General features: G+C 57.9%; 14 protein-coding genes. 7 read left to right on the top strand and 7 right to left on the bottom strand.

Annotation, left to right across the window (positions count from 1 at the left end):
- Window positions 1-114: 114 nt before the first annotated feature.
- From AC5ZG5_RS06835 to AC5ZG5_RS06825, 3 genes are all read right to left on the bottom strand, one after another.
- Window positions 115-1,137 (bottom strand): hypothetical protein, encoded by a 1,023-nt coding sequence (locus tag AC5ZG5_RS06835; protein WP_456641682.1) that lies wholly within the window; start codon window positions 1,135-1,137, stop codon window positions 115-117.
- Between the two features lie 684 nt (window positions 1,138-1,821).
- Window positions 1,822-2,064 carry a hypothetical protein gene (locus tag AC5ZG5_RS06830; RefSeq protein WP_456641681.1) on the bottom strand — a complete coding sequence of 81 codons (243 nt, stop codon included), beginning with the start codon at window positions 2,062-2,064 and terminating at the stop codon, window positions 1,822-1,824.
- Window positions 2,065-2,227: 163 nt separating this feature from the next.
- A complete protein-coding gene (locus tag AC5ZG5_RS06825) occupies window positions 2,228-2,734 on the bottom strand; it encodes a hypothetical protein (protein ID WP_456641680.1) in 507 nt (168 codons plus the stop codon).
- A gap of 317 nt (window positions 2,735-3,051) precedes the next feature.
- Here AC5ZG5_RS06825 and AC5ZG5_RS06820 point away from each other — a divergent pair, with 317 nt between their 5' ends.
- Together AC5ZG5_RS06820 and AC5ZG5_RS06815 are read left to right on the top strand one after the other, a co-directional pair.
- Window positions 3,052-4,734 carry a hypothetical protein gene (locus AC5ZG5_RS06820; RefSeq protein WP_456641679.1) on the top strand — a complete coding sequence of 561 codons (1,683 nt, stop codon included), beginning with the start codon at window positions 3,052-3,054 and terminating at the stop codon, window positions 4,732-4,734.
- Between the two features lie 1,035 nt (window positions 4,735-5,769).
- Entirely contained in the window at window positions 5,770-7,176 is a 1,407-nt protein-coding gene (locus AC5ZG5_RS06815; protein ID WP_456641678.1) for an OmpA family protein, read from the top strand.
- A gap of 158 nt (window positions 7,177-7,334) precedes the next feature.
- On the opposite strand, the gene AC5ZG5_RS06810 is transcribed toward AC5ZG5_RS06815, so the two are convergent.
- On the bottom strand, window positions 7,335-7,721 hold the full coding sequence (locus AC5ZG5_RS06810) for an META domain-containing protein (protein ID WP_456641677.1): 387 nt from the start codon (window positions 7,719-7,721) through the stop codon (window positions 7,335-7,337).
- A 211-nt stretch (window positions 7,722-7,932) separates the two neighbouring features.
- On the opposite strand from AC5ZG5_RS06810, the gene AC5ZG5_RS06805 reads away from it, so the two are divergent.
- The gene (locus tag AC5ZG5_RS06805) at window positions 7,933-9,021 is read left to right on the top strand and encodes a helix-turn-helix transcriptional regulator (RefSeq protein WP_456641676.1); all 1,089 of its coding nucleotides are present in this window, start codon (window positions 7,933-7,935) and stop codon (window positions 9,019-9,021) included.
- Between the two features lie 711 nt (window positions 9,022-9,732).
- On the opposite strand, the gene AC5ZG5_RS06800 is transcribed toward AC5ZG5_RS06805, so the two are convergent.
- Window positions 9,733-11,226, bottom strand: a complete 1,494-nt coding sequence (locus tag AC5ZG5_RS06800) for a hypothetical protein (RefSeq protein ID WP_456641675.1) — start codon at window positions 11,224-11,226, stop codon at window positions 9,733-9,735.
- A 383-nt stretch (window positions 11,227-11,609) separates the two neighbouring features.
- On the opposite strand from AC5ZG5_RS06800, the gene AC5ZG5_RS06795 reads away from it, so the two are divergent.
- Window positions 11,610-12,038, top strand: a complete 429-nt coding sequence (locus AC5ZG5_RS06795) for an agmatine deiminase family protein (protein ID WP_456641690.1) — start codon at window positions 11,610-11,612, stop codon at window positions 12,036-12,038.
- On the opposite strand, the gene AC5ZG5_RS06790 is transcribed toward AC5ZG5_RS06795, so the two are convergent.
- Window positions 11,984-12,313: a hypothetical protein gene (locus AC5ZG5_RS06790; RefSeq protein WP_456641674.1), complete on the bottom strand. Its 330-nt coding sequence runs from the start codon at window positions 12,311-12,313 to the stop codon at window positions 11,984-11,986. The two genes, AC5ZG5_RS06795 and AC5ZG5_RS06790, sit on opposite strands and share 55 nt — an antisense overlap.
- 125 nt (window positions 12,314-12,438) lie before the next feature.
- Window positions 12,439-12,648: a hypothetical protein gene (locus AC5ZG5_RS06785; RefSeq protein WP_456641673.1), complete on the bottom strand. Its 210-nt coding sequence runs from the start codon at window positions 12,646-12,648 to the stop codon at window positions 12,439-12,441.
- A gap of 357 nt (window positions 12,649-13,005) precedes the next feature.
- On the opposite strand from AC5ZG5_RS06785, the gene AC5ZG5_RS06780 reads away from it, so the two are divergent.
- The 3 genes from AC5ZG5_RS06780 (at window position 13,006) to AC5ZG5_RS06770 (ending at window position 15,186) form a co-directional block, all read left to right on the top strand.
- Complete coding sequence (locus AC5ZG5_RS06780) at window positions 13,006-13,287, top strand: hypothetical protein (RefSeq protein ID WP_456641672.1); 282 nt, start codon at window positions 13,006-13,008, stop codon at window positions 13,285-13,287.
- A gap of 26 nt (window positions 13,288-13,313) precedes the next feature.
- A complete protein-coding gene (gene grrM, locus AC5ZG5_RS06775; RefSeq protein ID WP_456641671.1) occupies window positions 13,314-14,429 on the top strand; it encodes a cyclophane-forming radical SAM/SPASM peptide maturase GrrM/OscB in 1,116 nt (371 codons plus the stop codon).
- Window positions 14,430-14,847: 418 nt separating this feature from the next.
- The gene (locus AC5ZG5_RS06770; protein WP_456641670.1) at window positions 14,848-15,186 is read left to right on the top strand and encodes a GIY-YIG nuclease family protein; all 339 of its coding nucleotides are present in this window, start codon (window positions 14,848-14,850) and stop codon (window positions 15,184-15,186) included.
- The last annotated feature ends 6 nt before the right edge of the window (window positions 15,187-15,192 follow it).

Genomic DNA, 15,192 nt, shown 5'->3' with positions numbered 1-15,192 from the left:
TCCGACGGATTGCTCCACCCAACTTAAACACTGGAACTCTGCAAGTCAGCTACCCGCGGTCCTCGCCGGACGGATACGGACAGTGCCTTGACTAGGATCCGAGAGTATGCGGAGTTATCGCCGCACACCGCTGAGCCTTATTAAGCTGGCCAGCTTTCGAGCTTGTAGCGCGCATTCGGTGAACGCGTCGGCTAAGGCCTTGGGCCGGTTACGTGCCTCGTGATCCCAACGAGCGGCCTCACGCTCAAGCTCATCTGCCTGATCATTGTCGTATACTCTATCGAGGTGAGCTTTAAGCTCGGACGACCTCACAGGGGAATCTGAAGCTGCGTGTTGCGGTGAAGCATGATCCACCTGGATTGGAAGGACCGTCGTCAGGTGCTGAAGAACGATCTTCTTCAAGAGATAAAAAAGGCGCTCAACCCTGACAAAGTCCTCGTTTTTTAAGCCTGTAATTCCTAGGGTCGCGGAGCTATTGTCCAGCTTAATGTGTGCACAGAGGTCACGTACTTCGTGGATATAATTCTCTAAACTACGACCCGAGATGTTCAGGCTCCGATATTCTGCCTCATACTGTGACAGGAGTTCCGGCAGGCCCGGCCACTTCTTGCCTATCTTAAATTCCTTCTCCAGAACCTTGTAGACCGACAGATATCGGTACGGAAGCGGCAACGTCGGTTGCTTAGTGTCGCTTAGCAGCTTGAACATTTCTCGGCGGTCAATTGTCTGCTCAAAGAGCAAACCTGCTTTTTTGAATTCCTCTTCATGGTCAGCGACGGAGACGCTCGCGAGTCTTGTGGTCAAGCGAGGCATCCCTTCGGAGTCGCCGTCGGTGCTGATAAGCATTCGCTCTTGGCCGAACCATAAGTGTTCAACGTGCTGATCAGTCGCGAGCCGGAGTGAGGACAGCATGTGCTCCACGAGCTGAGACTCGATCAGAGCTTGCTCACGGGTATATTGACCATCGCCTCCAATCATCTCCGAGCGGATCATCTCGGCAGCCGAGGGGCGTCCAATCACCGTTATCCGAAAATCACCAACGCCCTCGACCGTGCACTGCGCTGTTACAAGATCTCTTGTCCCATCGTCCACATAGGCAGACATTAGCGGAGCGAGTAGCGTATAGTTGTATTTCATGAGCCCCAGTTCCTCGCCTCCCGGTCTTGCACCAAAGGTTGAGTGCAAGACAGCTTGGGCTCACATTCTGCGAAATCCGCGCGCAACCCACAGTCCAAACCAACCAAGAATGAGAAGCAGGGTAGGCGGTCCACCGATCAGAGCGGGATAGATCGCAACCGGAAGAGGATCCTCGCGTGGGTTTGCAGGCGGATAGTCACACCACGGTCCACGCTTGCCCCGTTCCGCGATGCTGCAATCGGCGTCATGCTGAGCCCATATAGCCGCCGACTCGCGTGCTGATGCATCCCGATTCCAAATCAAAACGGCTATTCCCCCGGCAACGCAGAGCCAAGCAACCGAGAGTACGATCCAGAGTCTGAATAAGCCTCGTCCCCAATTCATAACATGAGCGTTGCGCACCTTGATGGCGAGCGCAAGGGGGAGCCGCACCAGCAGGTCAGCGAGTCACTCCGCTCGCGCTTGCCGCCAGCTGCTTGCCTTTGAGCTGTCGTGATCGAGCTGCGCTCGTCCTCAACACCGCGTCCATAGTGGATGGTGTAGGGGTCAACATCCAGCATTAATGGAACGCCCATCTTCCCACCGACGATGGAAGCGAGGAGCTCTACAGCGAAGAACGTGGCGACAGCCAAGAGCCAAGCGAGACCTGTGCGCACGCTATCGGTTTCAGACTGGAAGCTTGCATCAATACCGCGGATTCCGCGTGCCGACCTGGCCGGTGTACGGGTTCACGTTGCCGCGGGTGCTGTAGTTGTCCATCTGCGTGCTGTTCGGATTGGTAGCCACGTAGGGCTGCACATACGTTCCGCTGCTGGTGTAATGTCCCGATACACCGTGGCTGCGCGAATTGGAGCCCGTGCCGTAGAGCTGTGCTTGAGCGCCGGTTGCCGCGATCGAGAGAGCAACGGCCAAGAGAAGTCGTTTCATTGAAAATCCCCCCAGTAGGTTGGTTTTAGAAGCGGCGGGATACAACCATAGCGACTCGGCCGCACGCAATGGCCTCGGCATTAGACGATCGGAGTAGCCTCGGCGCTCTGATCTAAATTTCTTGCCTTATCACCAGACTTCACAGCGACCGGCGCACCGGTCGCTATCGCTCCGCCAGCCGTGCCCTGTAGTTCTTGATCATAGCTTCGGTGACGTCGCCTGGATAGCAAAGCGGTGCGCGGCCGCCGGGGCGGCTATAGGCGCTACGGCCGCCACAGGCCCGTCCATTGCGCATGGAGTCGTCCGGGCAAGCACAGGGGCGCCCGGTGGCATGGTAGGCCCGCCGGCTCTCCTGGATGATTAGGGCGGCGATCGCCGCGGCGGTGAGCACCTCGGCTGTTCGCTTCGCCGGCACCGGCGGTGCCGCTTGCGCCGGCCGCTGGGTGGTTTGCTGGTTCGCTCTCGGCGCGTTGTCCGAGGGGAGAGCAGTGCGCGCCAGCCGGGCGGACTCCTGACGCGGCGACACTGCGGCTCTCGGTGGCGGCTCCTGCGCCCTCGGCAGGGCAGCGACGGGCGCCGCGACGGCAGGAGGGGCAGGGGACGTAGCCGGCCGATAGGAGGCGTAGCCCAACAGGGCCAACCCAGCCGCCGCGATCACGAATTTCCGCATATAGCCCCCTAAGCCGGCGCTGAGATTTCCTCAACTTGCACGCGACTTCAAGAGGCTCAGTGTTCCGCGAAGGGCGGAATTTCAGGTCAGACAGCAAACCGCCTCCCGGCCAAAATTCGGTGGACGCCACGGGAAGGGAAGGGCACTCGTTCTCTTTCTTGAGAATGCCGGCCTCGACCCACGAGAGATCGTCGGTCACGAGTTCTAAACCTCGCGCAAAGCTTGCAAATCAGGTTCAGCTCGCTATCCTGGTGTTTGGAAGCTTGTCAGCGGTCCGCGATCGCTCAATCGGCAACGATGCGCGGCGGGGACAGGTCATGGCGTGTAGCCTGACGATCACTAGCGTCCTGGGCATCCTACCGGTAGCCGGCGTACCGTCCGCCATCCGCGTCACCGGCACCGCCACCGACTGCCCGAAAGTCAACCTAGCGCTCCGCTGCCCCGGCTTCACGCCCGGAATCATCTTTAACGGCAGTGCCGTCGTTGGCTCCGGCGGGGCCTGGAGCGCGGATGTTCCCACGCCCACGGACTCGGGCTGCCTATGCGGCGGCCGCATTGTCATTGACGCGGTATGCAGCACCGATCCCACCTGCACCGCCCACTTCAGCGGCAACTTTGCGTGCGAGGGCGCGCAATGCCCGACGGTGGCGTGGAGCGGGTTCATGATTGGCGATTGCAATCCCGATGGCACGCGCACGGTCAACATCTCGGCCACGGTCACCGCGCCCAGCGCCTGTTCGGCGGAGCTGACAGACGGCACGAACGTACTCGCTACCGTTTCGGGCGCTGGCACGCTGATGCTGACTGGAACAGGCAATTACATCGGCACCGTCACGTTCACCGTCGTCATTATTTCGCCGGCCGGCTGTACTGGCATCTCGCTGCCAATCACGCTTCCTGCTTGCGCGGTGTGCCCGAACGTCGTGTGGGACGCGCCGATGTTCGGAGCCTGCGACAACGCCGGCAATCGCCTGGTGACGGTCACGGCGCATCTCTCCTCGCCCGGAGTGTTCACTGCAGAGCTGCGGCAGAACAACGTCCCACTCGCCACGGGCAGCGGGCCGGGCACGGTCACCCTGACCTTTACCGGGCTTTATCCAGGCGCCAGCATGCAGACCTTCGAGGTCGTGATCACTTCGGCGACCACTTGCGGCACCAGCAGCAACACCGTCGCCGTCCCGACCTGTAACTGCCCAAGCGTCATGTGGGGTGAGCAGATCGACGATTGCGTCAACGGCAACCGTTCGGTGCAGATAACCGCCGAACTGTTCTCGCCCATCATCTACACGGCCGAGCTGCACGGCCCCGGCGGCACGTTAGACACGGTGACTGGCTCCGGCACGCAGACGCTGACGCACACCGACAATTATCCTGGCGGCAGCCCGCAGACCTTCTCGGTGGTCACCACCGCGCCCCCCGGCTGCGCCGATCAATCGCACACCGTGAACGTGCCGTCGTGCGACGGCAACGGTAACGGCGAGGGCGGATTCTGCTTGGGCCTGCGCATCGTGATCGCTGCCGCTGGCGCCATGGCGTTGCTGGCGGTCATCCTCATTGCATGCGTGCCGCAGGCCTGGCTGCCGCTGCTGATCGCGGCCGCCGTGTTTGCCGCGCTCGCCGCCATTGCCTGGATCGTCTGGGCGGTGCTCGGCTGTCCCACGCCGTGCGGATGGGGATATCTGCTGAGCGGACAAGTCATGCTAGGCGCCGGCGTCGCCTCCATCATTCTTTCCGGCTGTTGCTCGTGGATGATCCTCGTCGGCCTCATTGTCGCGGCGCTTGGCTTCGGCTCGCTGATGCTATGGAAGGCCCACTGTAACAAGAGCTGGTGCGCACTGGCCAAGGAAATCACTTATGTGATCGGCGGGATCGTGCTTCCGATCATCAGTGTCGTCGTCGCGATCCCAATCCTAGCCGGTTGCGTCAACGGGGTAGCGAGCGCCGTGATCGGCGGCATATTTGGCCCGATTGCGGTCTACGCTGCAGCCTGCCATCCGTAATATTCGCCAGTGCGGTTCGATAGTGCGCGCGAGTCCGGCGAGGACGACTTGCGGCGCCGCACCTAGGGGGGGTGCTTGTCCCGCCAGCTCCGTAGCGATCGTCTAACCGCGGCACGCTGCTGTTGTCGGTGCACATGGTCACCTCCAATACACGCCCCGCCGCCGCGCCGCCGGCGGTGGGGCGCCGGCTGGGCTACGCTGCTATCATCCGGACCTTGCGTCGGTCACGCCGTGTCGACCAATAGCCCTGCGCCGGAGTAGGAATGGCGTAGAGCTTGCAGATGCGCTTAAGTTTTCGTGCTGGGATCTTAGTATGTGCGGCGACCTTCGACATCGGTGCCCGCCAGAGGAGAACGAAAAGACGCGCGCGAGGAATTCCGGTCCACGCAAGGACTTCCTCATTTCGGAGGCGATCCAGGTTGTCGATGACCTTCTGAGCTGCGTCAGCTTCGATGATCGCGCTTTTGATTTCGGCCGAGAGTTTGATGGCTCGCCGGCGGTGATTGTCGCTGCCAGGCGGGGAAGTTGGACATGTGGCGTTGAGTGCGTTCGCTTACTGAATACGGCGTCGAGGAATGGATCGGCGCGACGACGGTGTTGGGCGCGGTGGTGAGAAAGCGACACCGAGCATCGGCTGCAGGTTGCCCACGTAACGGATAACCACCCGGAATAGCGCGGCCCAAGCTCCTTCTTCAGCGCCTTCCAGTGGCCTCCAGAGATGGGCACGGGATTGCACTTCGGCAGCAGACGAGAGGGCCGGCGGCGGCAAACAGGGCAGAGCCGTGCTGTCGCGCCGGATCGCCGGGCTGGTGGCCAAGACCCCCAAATAGAAATATCGGGGAACATGTGTCGAGTCGTTTCAAGGGAGACTGCGAGACCACGAGAGCCCCGGTCTCGAACTTCCTTGCGGGTCCCGATACCGCCGCCGCCCCGGAGCCAGGATGTAGCCCGTTTGGGGCATGTCACCCGGGGGCGATCCGAGCAAGAGATTTCGGAGAGGGCCAAAAGGGGCCGTAGGCAGATCACGAGGGCGGGATGAAAGCAACAAACGTTCATCTATGGGCGGCGGTCATTCTCTGGTCCGGGATGAACTTCTCTGGAGCTCAGGCCGCCGACCTCGAAGCGGGGGCCGCAGATCGATGGCGCTGCGAGCCTGCGAAGACCGCCGCCGACTACATCAGCCGCGATGACCTGCATCGCTTGAGACAGAGCTCGAAAGAGTTTCTGAAGGAAATCGCTTTCTCGCAGATGTCACTCGAAAATGGAACCGTGGTCGCCGAAGCGTTGCGCATCGGTCCCGCCGGCGCGTTCTCCGCAGCGCGGATTCTCCGCGACTTGGTCATCATCCAGGCTCTCGATCAACAAGCCCGGTGCGGGCCGAGAAGGTGCGACAAGGCAGCCATCATTTCCCAATTCAAAGTCAGCGGCCAGACGGACCCCAACCGCGAATGGGCCAAGATTCGAGACCTCTGGATGGAGCGCCGCGACGATGACGCAAGCGCTGCTCGCTCCTGTCTCGAATTGTGGAAGACCCTTCCGGATGCAACCGAAGCCGCAGTGGCGGAAGCCGCCAAGCTCCCACCCGAACTCGCTGGATTGGAACCTGCCGAGATCAGATTCTGCCTTCCAAAATCGGCTGATTCTTCAAACGATACGTCCGAGGTTTCTGACGAGCAGGTTCGGCAGCTTCGCAGCGACTATCGTCGACGGAGCGAGGTTATTCTTGCGGGAATGAATCCAAAGTATATGGAGCCTCTTGAGGAGGCGCTCCGGGTTGGGCCAAAGGCTGGCTATTTCGCGCATCGTGCGTTGCGCAACCTCGTCATCGTCAAGGAGATGCAAACGCAAAAAACTTGCCCGGCCGGATGGTCGTGTCCTCTGACCGATGACATTAGAGTTCTCAAGCGATCCGATTCATGGCCGGAAACGTTGTCCATCTGGAAGTCGGTTCGCGACACTGACTTTCAGCGATCGCTTGTTTGCATGAAGTACTCGAAGACCCTACCCACTTACGAACTTCCGGTTGAGGTCGCCTCGGTCAAGTATCTCGAAGGCAATGATCGTGCGGCTTGCAACGGCAGCTATGTTCGACAGCCGATATTGGTTCACTTCAAAAAGAACCGATCGATTCTTGATGAAGATCAGGTCGAGAAATTGGCCGAGGCCGTTTCGCTATTGAAGGCATGTCCGGAAATCGGAGTGTTTGTGACGGGGTACGCAGATCCAGATGGCCGCAGATCGTTCAACGAGAGTCTTAGCAAGGCTAGGGCAGCATCGGTCGAGGCCCATCTCGTCCAGAACGGGGTCATGCGTGAGCAAATAGACGCGCGCGGCAAGGGGGTGGCCCAAGGGTCATCCAAGAGATCTTCACAATTGTCGAAAGCCTACGACCGCAGGGCGGAAGTACGGCTTGGGAAGCTGATCGAGGGCAAGCTGCGCTAGCGCTCAATTGATGCATGATCAGGTTCGTACGGCAAATCAGCCTCATTTTTTGACGGTAGTGAAGTACTGCTCCGCGAATTTTCTGTGCTGGATCGCATTGCGGAATTCAGGGTTGGAAAGCTGCTTGAGGAAACCTGGCTTAGCACGCGAAACAGGTGTCACTGCACGATACGGAAGCGCAGACGTCCATACGAGGTTTTGAGAACCAACTCCCTTCCTTCCTTGGACCAGTGACAGTCCGCCAGTATCTTGATGATCGCATCGTCAGCCGTGGTGGCCGGCCCACAGTCGATAAGAGTCATCATCGATTTTGGGGCAGAAAGCTGTGTTCGCGACAACAACATGATCTCGAAGGCAGCCGCGTTGCACCATAGGTGCCCCGAAATGGTGCCGTTCGAGACCATGAGCGTCGGATGATGCAAGGCTCCTTGAACTTGATCAGCGATCAGCGCCAGCTTCTTTCCAACCGGGAAACCGAATTCATTTCCAGCCGATTGATCCGCAGATGAGACCCGTACTGACAGCAGCATAAACATGCCGATCAACAACACCGCTGCGGCGGGCGACGAGAGCCTATTGGCTCTGCATTGCATGCGTGCGCTTACGCGGCTTCGTCGCGATTGGCGTACCGTCTCCGAGACCGGCGTCATCTTGTCAGCCTTACTGTCCAAACCCTTGATAGGCTTCAGATCCTGCGGTAGCATCACCCAGTTGAGCTATGTTTTTCAGGACGTATCAAATCTCGTTCGGTGATGTATGGAACCGTTTGACCGGCAGCGGATCACGCACGCCTTGTCGGCCGCTGCAGTCGACCCCTCCCTCTGGACCATGGCGCTCGAAACGGTAGCTGCATGCACGGGATCGTACGGCGTTGCCGTCTTTCCAGTCGCCGGACCACTGCCGTTTCTCTCGAGCGCTCCATCGATGGAAGAAAGCTTCGACGTGTACGTCCGGGATGGCTGGATCAACCGTGATGAAAGGTATCGCGGAGTGGCAAAATTCATCCGTAATGGCGTGGCCACTGACGACGATTGCGTAGATGCCGAAGTCCGCAAGCGATCACCGTACTACCAAGAGTTCCTGAGGCCCTGCGGGTTCACGGACTGGGCCGGCGTAAGGATCGGCCGCGGTGATCTCGTCTGGAATCTCAGCATCCAGAGGACGAGCGATCAGGGCCCGTTTTCAAATGCCGAACTCAACTGGCTTGCAGGACTGTCGAATGCCTTGGATTCTGTCGTCCAAACCAGTGTCGCCCTCGGGCTGGCGAAAGGGGAAGCGGCCCTCCACGCGTTCGATTTTTCAGAGCGAGCGGCGATCCTACTGGACAGGCGGGGAAGCGTGGTGCGCGCTAATGATGCAGCGGGGCGTCTGATCGGAGAAGACCTGCAGATTTCCGCAGGGAGGGTCGTCTGCCAGGATACCAAGGCAACCGATCAGTTGAACCGCGCGATCAAGACACTGCTCTGGAGTCAGGAGACCTCCACCACGCCTCCGGTCGTCTTTCCCAAAACATCCGGAGGCAAGCTGGTCATTTACCCGATGCGGCTTCCCGGTTCTACGAATTCTCCGCTTTCCGCCTTCCACGCAATCCTGGTGGTATCCGATACGGACGCGGCGCATGCAGCCGCGATGACGACTTTCTGCGATGTCTTCAATTTGACGGCGGCAGAGTCCCGCTTGGCCGTAGCCATCGCGTCCGGCATGGACTTGGAGTCTTTCTCCGCCGAACGCCAAATCTCTAAAGAAACCGTGCGCAATCAACTGAAGGCCATCTTTCAAAAAACCGGGACGAACCGTCAGGCACAACTGGCGGTTACGCTCTCCACGCTCCTTCCGAAGAAGTGACAGTGTGCAAGAGAGTAACCCGATCGGAAGCGCCTATTCGCAAAGACACCGATAGCTGCATGCGTTCAAGTCGCCGGGACAACGAGAAGACGCACATTGGATGTAACCGGGCTTATTGCACCAAAGGCCCTGACGCGTCGACGTGGATTTCGGACCATACTGTTCGGTGCAAGTGTTTCCAATTCTCCACTGATTGCCGGACCAATACCGCGTCCTCTTGCAACTGGCGCTCGCGTCCTCGGTCAGCGCAACGAACATGGAAAGACAGACGATCAAAAGAGCGAAGAGATTTCGCGACATTGAACAATCCACCTATGTCACTCGGCAAAAAACAACAGCCCAGGATTTGAGCAATCCTGGGCTTCAGACGGTGCATCCGTTGAATTACCTGGTCGTGCCAGTTGGACTTGGTTCGGAACACTTGCCCGGAAACTGCTGTCGACCGTCACTGTCCGTGCAGAAACAACTGAATTTGCTTCCGTCAGGTCGCGTGCACTGAAGTGCCTGAGCTGCAGTGACGCCCGAAAGAAGTACAAAAAGAAGGACACCTGATAGCTTAACCATTGATCGCTCCGAAACGGCGTTTCAAACTCTGATGAGAGTGACAGATCGAGTCAGGGATCGCTTGATCCATTCGGGTCATGTGTTCCGGGCGACGGCCAGACCATCAAGAGCGTGAGACGGGCAATCCGCGACAACGGATGCAGGAGGTTATCTGTCCTCAGAAAAGGCAAACCGCAAGGTGTCATCTCGACCACCGGTCACCTTGCACGCAGAGTTCACGATCGGAGCTTTTCCAAACATCGTGACGCCCCGGTCATCTGCATCAACCGGACCACTGACTTCATAAGGTTGCGGGCCGCATGATTTAGTGAAGATGTAGGCCGTGCCTGAATACTTGTCGCCTTGCCTGCGGCCACGAAAGAGGACCGTCCCGTGGGTTACGCCCCTGGACGTCAGGCCTTCACGAGGCGCGTCGTAGACGAATTCTCGCTGCGCTCCCGAAGCGCGAAGGATCATCGTTGATCCATTGTGAGACCAGACTTTTCGGTTAGAGATCTCACACTCATCGAAGGCCGCGCTGCCCGACAATCTCGCACACTTCAGGTCTTCAATCTGTGGCGGATTCCCTCCACCAAGAGCGATCTGTTCTTCCAGATCGAAGTGATAGTTGACGACCATGGATACTGAAAATGCGCCTCTCTCTTGTTCAGAGTAGCTTTCGTTCGATGCCGTCCAATCAATGATGGCCTTGACGGTCGCAACTGGATCTCCCGCTTCTTCATCAGGTTCAACCCGCAACGATCCCTCTCGCACTCGGAAATCTCTGTTGGGCCACCTTTCGGCAAACTTCGTTCGTTTCGCCAAAAATTCCTCAAAAGAGAATAGACGTCGATTTACGTAGACGTCTTCATGGTATAGGAGTTTCAAGCGCGCGAGAGCTTCCGAATTTGGCGACGACCAACTGTCGTAAACCTCCTCAAGGAAACGCTCCATCTGCCTCTTTTCCCAGTTTGCGGCCGGAGCGGATGGGAGGGTACTTGCCAGGCTGTGGTAGAACTCCGAAGCTTTTCTGAAGAGCTCCAGGTGGGCGAGAATTGAGGATGAGCAATTTCCAAACGCATTCCCGCCAGAAACGTAGCCGACGAAGATCCAGCGGCCGTCGGTCGCGCGCACGAATGTTGGCCCGCCGCTGTCACCGTGCTGAACTGGATTAATCCCGTCCTCGTTCCGACCGGTGCACCAAAGCCGGGGCGGTTTATAGACTTCCTCGCCGGATTGAAGCGACGATTTGAGGGACATCTCACCGAACCGTCGCTGTCCATCATTCACGCAGCCCTTCTCTCGTGAGAAATAGTCTCGGCAATAAAAGTTGCCGTAACCGACCGTAATCGCTCGTCGACCGTCGAGATCGCCGAACGTTTTGGGCAACGCGTCATCCGGCAATCGGCCGTCGTGAAGCAATTCCGTAGCCCAGTGCGGGAAGCCAACGACCTCGATGCCTTCGGCGGGCACTATGAACGCGATGTCGTGTTCGGCTTGTTTGTGGAACATCTCATTGGCGTCCGGAGAGTTGGCTGCCTTCGCACGAGTCCAGCTGAGTGCCGCCGCTTTATAGGCTTCCGGGATGAAGATTTGCCTGTGCCCAACCGTTCGGCGGTCGCCGTCCGCATCCGTAAAGATAATCGTCACCTTCCGTGCCATTCCGGAATCGGATTCCCAAACACAGTGAGCGGCTGTTGAGACCATGCCGGCACGACTTACAACGCCCGAGCACCCCCACGTGCTACCGCTCTGCCCCACTGCTTGCAATTGGACAACGAAAGGAAACTGATCTAGCCGATCAACCTCTCCGACAAAGGCAAAGGCTGGGCCGGATAGGCAAAGCAATTGGGCGAGGGCGAACAACCTGGTGAGATGCACGGGGACACCTGCCACTTCCGTTTCGGGTGAGGCTACGCGGACCCGACGACTCCGGCATGCCCCAAATGAGCTAAGCTCACCTTTTCGTGGGTGCCGACTCGGCCGCCCGGGGATGTCAACGTGGGACATCCGGCCGTGCTTCGTCCCGGAAACACGGACGGTGAATCTGCGAAAGAAGCCTGAACTTCTGGGCCAGAATCGCTCCAGTTTTCGCCAAACGTGGCGGCGATACAGTCGCGATCGACCTCAACTTCAACGGCTGGGACGGCTCACGGACTGCGCGGCCAGGCGACCGGCTGGCACGCATCCACGACTTCGATGTGCCCGTGTTCGGAGTGCCGTTCGTCGGCGAGGGCGGTGCCTTCATCACCGACGGCTCCGGTCTTGCGTTGGCGAGCCGGAGCTGTCTACTCCCGCGCAATCCGGATATCCGTTCGATCCGTCTATTGTCTAGCTCGCCGCATCGCGCGAGCTATTGCGGACTCGGTCGCCTTCTTCGATCTCGGCTTCGAGCCGCTCGAAGATCGGAAGTCCTTGGCTACCGCGCTTCCGCGCGGGTCACCGGAGTGATGTCTTTGACCGTACACTCCTGAATGTTCCGCGGATAAAACTTCGTGCCGTCGGGAGTGTAGTCGAAGAAATCCAGAGCAGCGCCGGCGAGAGCGACCACTTTTTCGCTCGCGCGGTGGACATCTGCCTCCATCGGAATCTCGTAGGGTCGGACTTCCCTTGAGATTTCGCGCAGAGCTTGCCTGTTCGTGAAGCGAAGAATCGCCCAGTCATCTCCCCAGTCCAAACCGCCGTACGGGCAAGTCCCGTCTCCCCGTTCAATCTCCTCAAGCTTCTTGCGATAACCGTGATCGGCCATCTCAAAACCCTCATACCTGCGTTGAAACGCGGCCGTTCTGACGGTGATCACGCACTCTTCGGCCTTAGCTGCCGGCTGACACGTTTCGCGATTAAAAAAGACATGAGCTGAAGTCGTTATTACGTTCAGAGAGCCCGGAATTGACCAGTGGCTTGATGGCCATTGCAGCGGATGACGACCGTAGCGGCGTAGCGGCGGGCAATCACTTCCTCGGGTAGGCCCTTCTTCTCTGCGAACTTCGGCAGTGCGTAGCGCTTGGGAGAGTCGATGACTCCGGCAAATGCGTGAGTCGTCACGAACACAGTTGCTAGAGCGAGACCAAGGCGGATCATCATTAGTAACCCCCGGCAGTTCCGTTTGCCGCTAGTTTGGTTTTCCGAGCGAGATGTCGAGCTCTTGGCGAGCCCCTGCTGAAACGGACTGTTGCTGTCCAAATCAGGATCCGTTTCCAAAGCGGTAAATTCCGGTTTGCTTTGATTCAGCGTGGATGAGGCCCGGAGGAGTTTCGTTAATTTCTTCCATGCCCGCGGTGTAGCTAATTAATGCTTTGATGTGCAATGAAGGGATGGAGCTACGAAGCCGTCCATCACATAACCTTTGATTACGCGGTGAGGAGAGCACATGACCCAAATGGGCCATGCAAGGAAGGCATAGAAATGTAATTTCACCTGCTTTCCGGCTGGGAGTTTTTCATGAATCGAAATTTCTTTGCTATTCTCGCCACCATTGTGCTTTCCGGATCCGCGACCGCATCTCCCCACCCCAGTAACGAGTCTCTCAAAGACCGCATCGTGGCCGCTCAGCGCATTATTGACGAAATGACGAAATCGGCAGAACGGCCGCAGGATAGCGCCTGCGACAAGGTGGCTTGGTCTCCCTGGCCTTGGCAGAACTATCGTCCTCGCTGGAACAACTGGAATAACTGGGGCAATTGGAATAACTGGCGTAACTATCGCCCATGGTATAACCGATAGCGGGCGGTGGGGCCGGGGCAACGCGAATGACGTCGCTCAGATACCCTTACCGAACCGAACTCTTGGTCGTGCAGCCCACGCCGTTTTGCAACATAAGCTGCACGTATTGTTATCTGCCTCATCGCAACAGCACGAAGAAGTTGGAGCTCGACGTCGCCGAGCGGGTGTTCAGTCGTGTGTTTTCGTTTCCTACCATACGAGACGCCATCACGATCGTTTGGCACGCTGGAGAGCCAATGGTTATGCCAGTTGGCTATTACGAACAGATGTTTTCGCTTATTCAGCGGACATCTGACGGCATCGCCGTTCAACATGCATTTCAAACAAACGGGACCCTGATCTCCGACGAATGGTGCGATCTAATAAGCAAATGGAGCGTCAATGTCGGAGTCAGTCTGGACGGCCCCGAGCAGTTTCATGATCTACACCGGAAATTCCGTAATGGGACTGGCTCGTTCTCATCAGCATATCGCGGCATCGAACTTCTCCAGCGCCGCCAAATAGATTTCCATGTCATCACGGTGCTAACACAGGGGTCGTTGTCCAGTCCGGAATCCATGTTTGAGTTCTTTTCCAATGCAGGTATCGACAACATCAGTTTCAATATCGAGGAAACGGAAGGAACACACGAGTCGGCGCTCACAAAGCAAAAAGAGTTTGCGACCGAGTATCGTAACTTCTTAACTAAATTTCTTGAGCTTGCATTCGTGCACCGACCGCAGATGTCCGTCCGGGAGTTCGAAAGTTGCACGCAGGCGATCCTGGGTTATGGAAAGGGGCTCAGAAACGAACAAGCGGAGCCACTCTCAATTTTGTCGTTCGACACAAACGGGACGATTTCGACGTTCTCACCGGAATTGCTCGGGATGAAGCATCCGTCGTATGACTTCGAGTTCGGGAATGTTCTTGAGGATAGTTTTGAGGTCATTGCCGAACGCGTTCTTGGCAGTAAGCTCTATTCCGACATCGAGGCGGGTCGCAAAGCGTGCGAACGCCTGTGCGAATATTTCAACGTGTGCGGCGGCGGCGCCCCTGCAAACAAGATATTTGAAAACGGCACGGCCAATTCGACCCAAACTGCATATTGTCGATCCCATCAAATTGCTATTGATGTCGTGCTGGACAAGATTGCAAACCGTTGAATCCCGTGGCCCGCGACGGGCAGTCCGCGGCGTCTGTGGTTCGCGGTGAGAACTTTCACTATCGTAGCGAAACAAGAGTTGTCGTACGCCACCTTCTTCACGATGCCGCTTGGGTAGTGCTGAAGTTGGGTGATAAACTAGGCCGGCAATGAGGTAGCTCCGAGGCGCGACATCCGGCTTGGGATCTACATTGCGACGCCTGCCCACGAAGCCGAAGTCGGGGCGGGGATGCTAGGCGGATTACAAGATGAGCGGACGGTGTGCTTAAGGCTCGTGCAGCTTGCCCTGATTTGCGAGTTCTCATTCGCCGGCTAACCAGCGCTCTGGCTTCTAGAGCTTCGGCTACTGCTTTCGACCGATATCTCACAGGTAAAGCTACGAGAAATAGAGGATTAGGTACCTAGATCGCCGACGTGGGATGACGCGACGACTAGAACCAATGGATCGCATCCACCAATTGAGCGACGCGTCAGTACCATTCAATTTCGATGCCCATGCCCTGTTCTTTTCCAAGGACGCCCTTGGAATAGAATTTGCCATGCGCGATCGATTGTCCAGCGCACGAGTGAATGCCATCAATCAGCGAAGGGAGTATTTCCATGTGACGGCCGCGGATGCGAAATACCACCTCACCGGTTGGCCAGCGAGTAGCTGCAGTTTAATGAGACCCCAGAAGCACTGGAATATCGCCAGACCATCGCGCTTGTGCAGAATGCCAGCGGGCGAATTGCCGGCTAGCATGCCGAGGAGCGGGTAGGTCTGG

The sequence above is a fragment of the Bradyrhizobium sp. Ses1 genome (assembly GCF_059512365.1).
The sequence above is the reverse complement of the archived record's forward strand: the minus strand, read 5'-3'. Positions and strand labels throughout refer to the sequence as shown.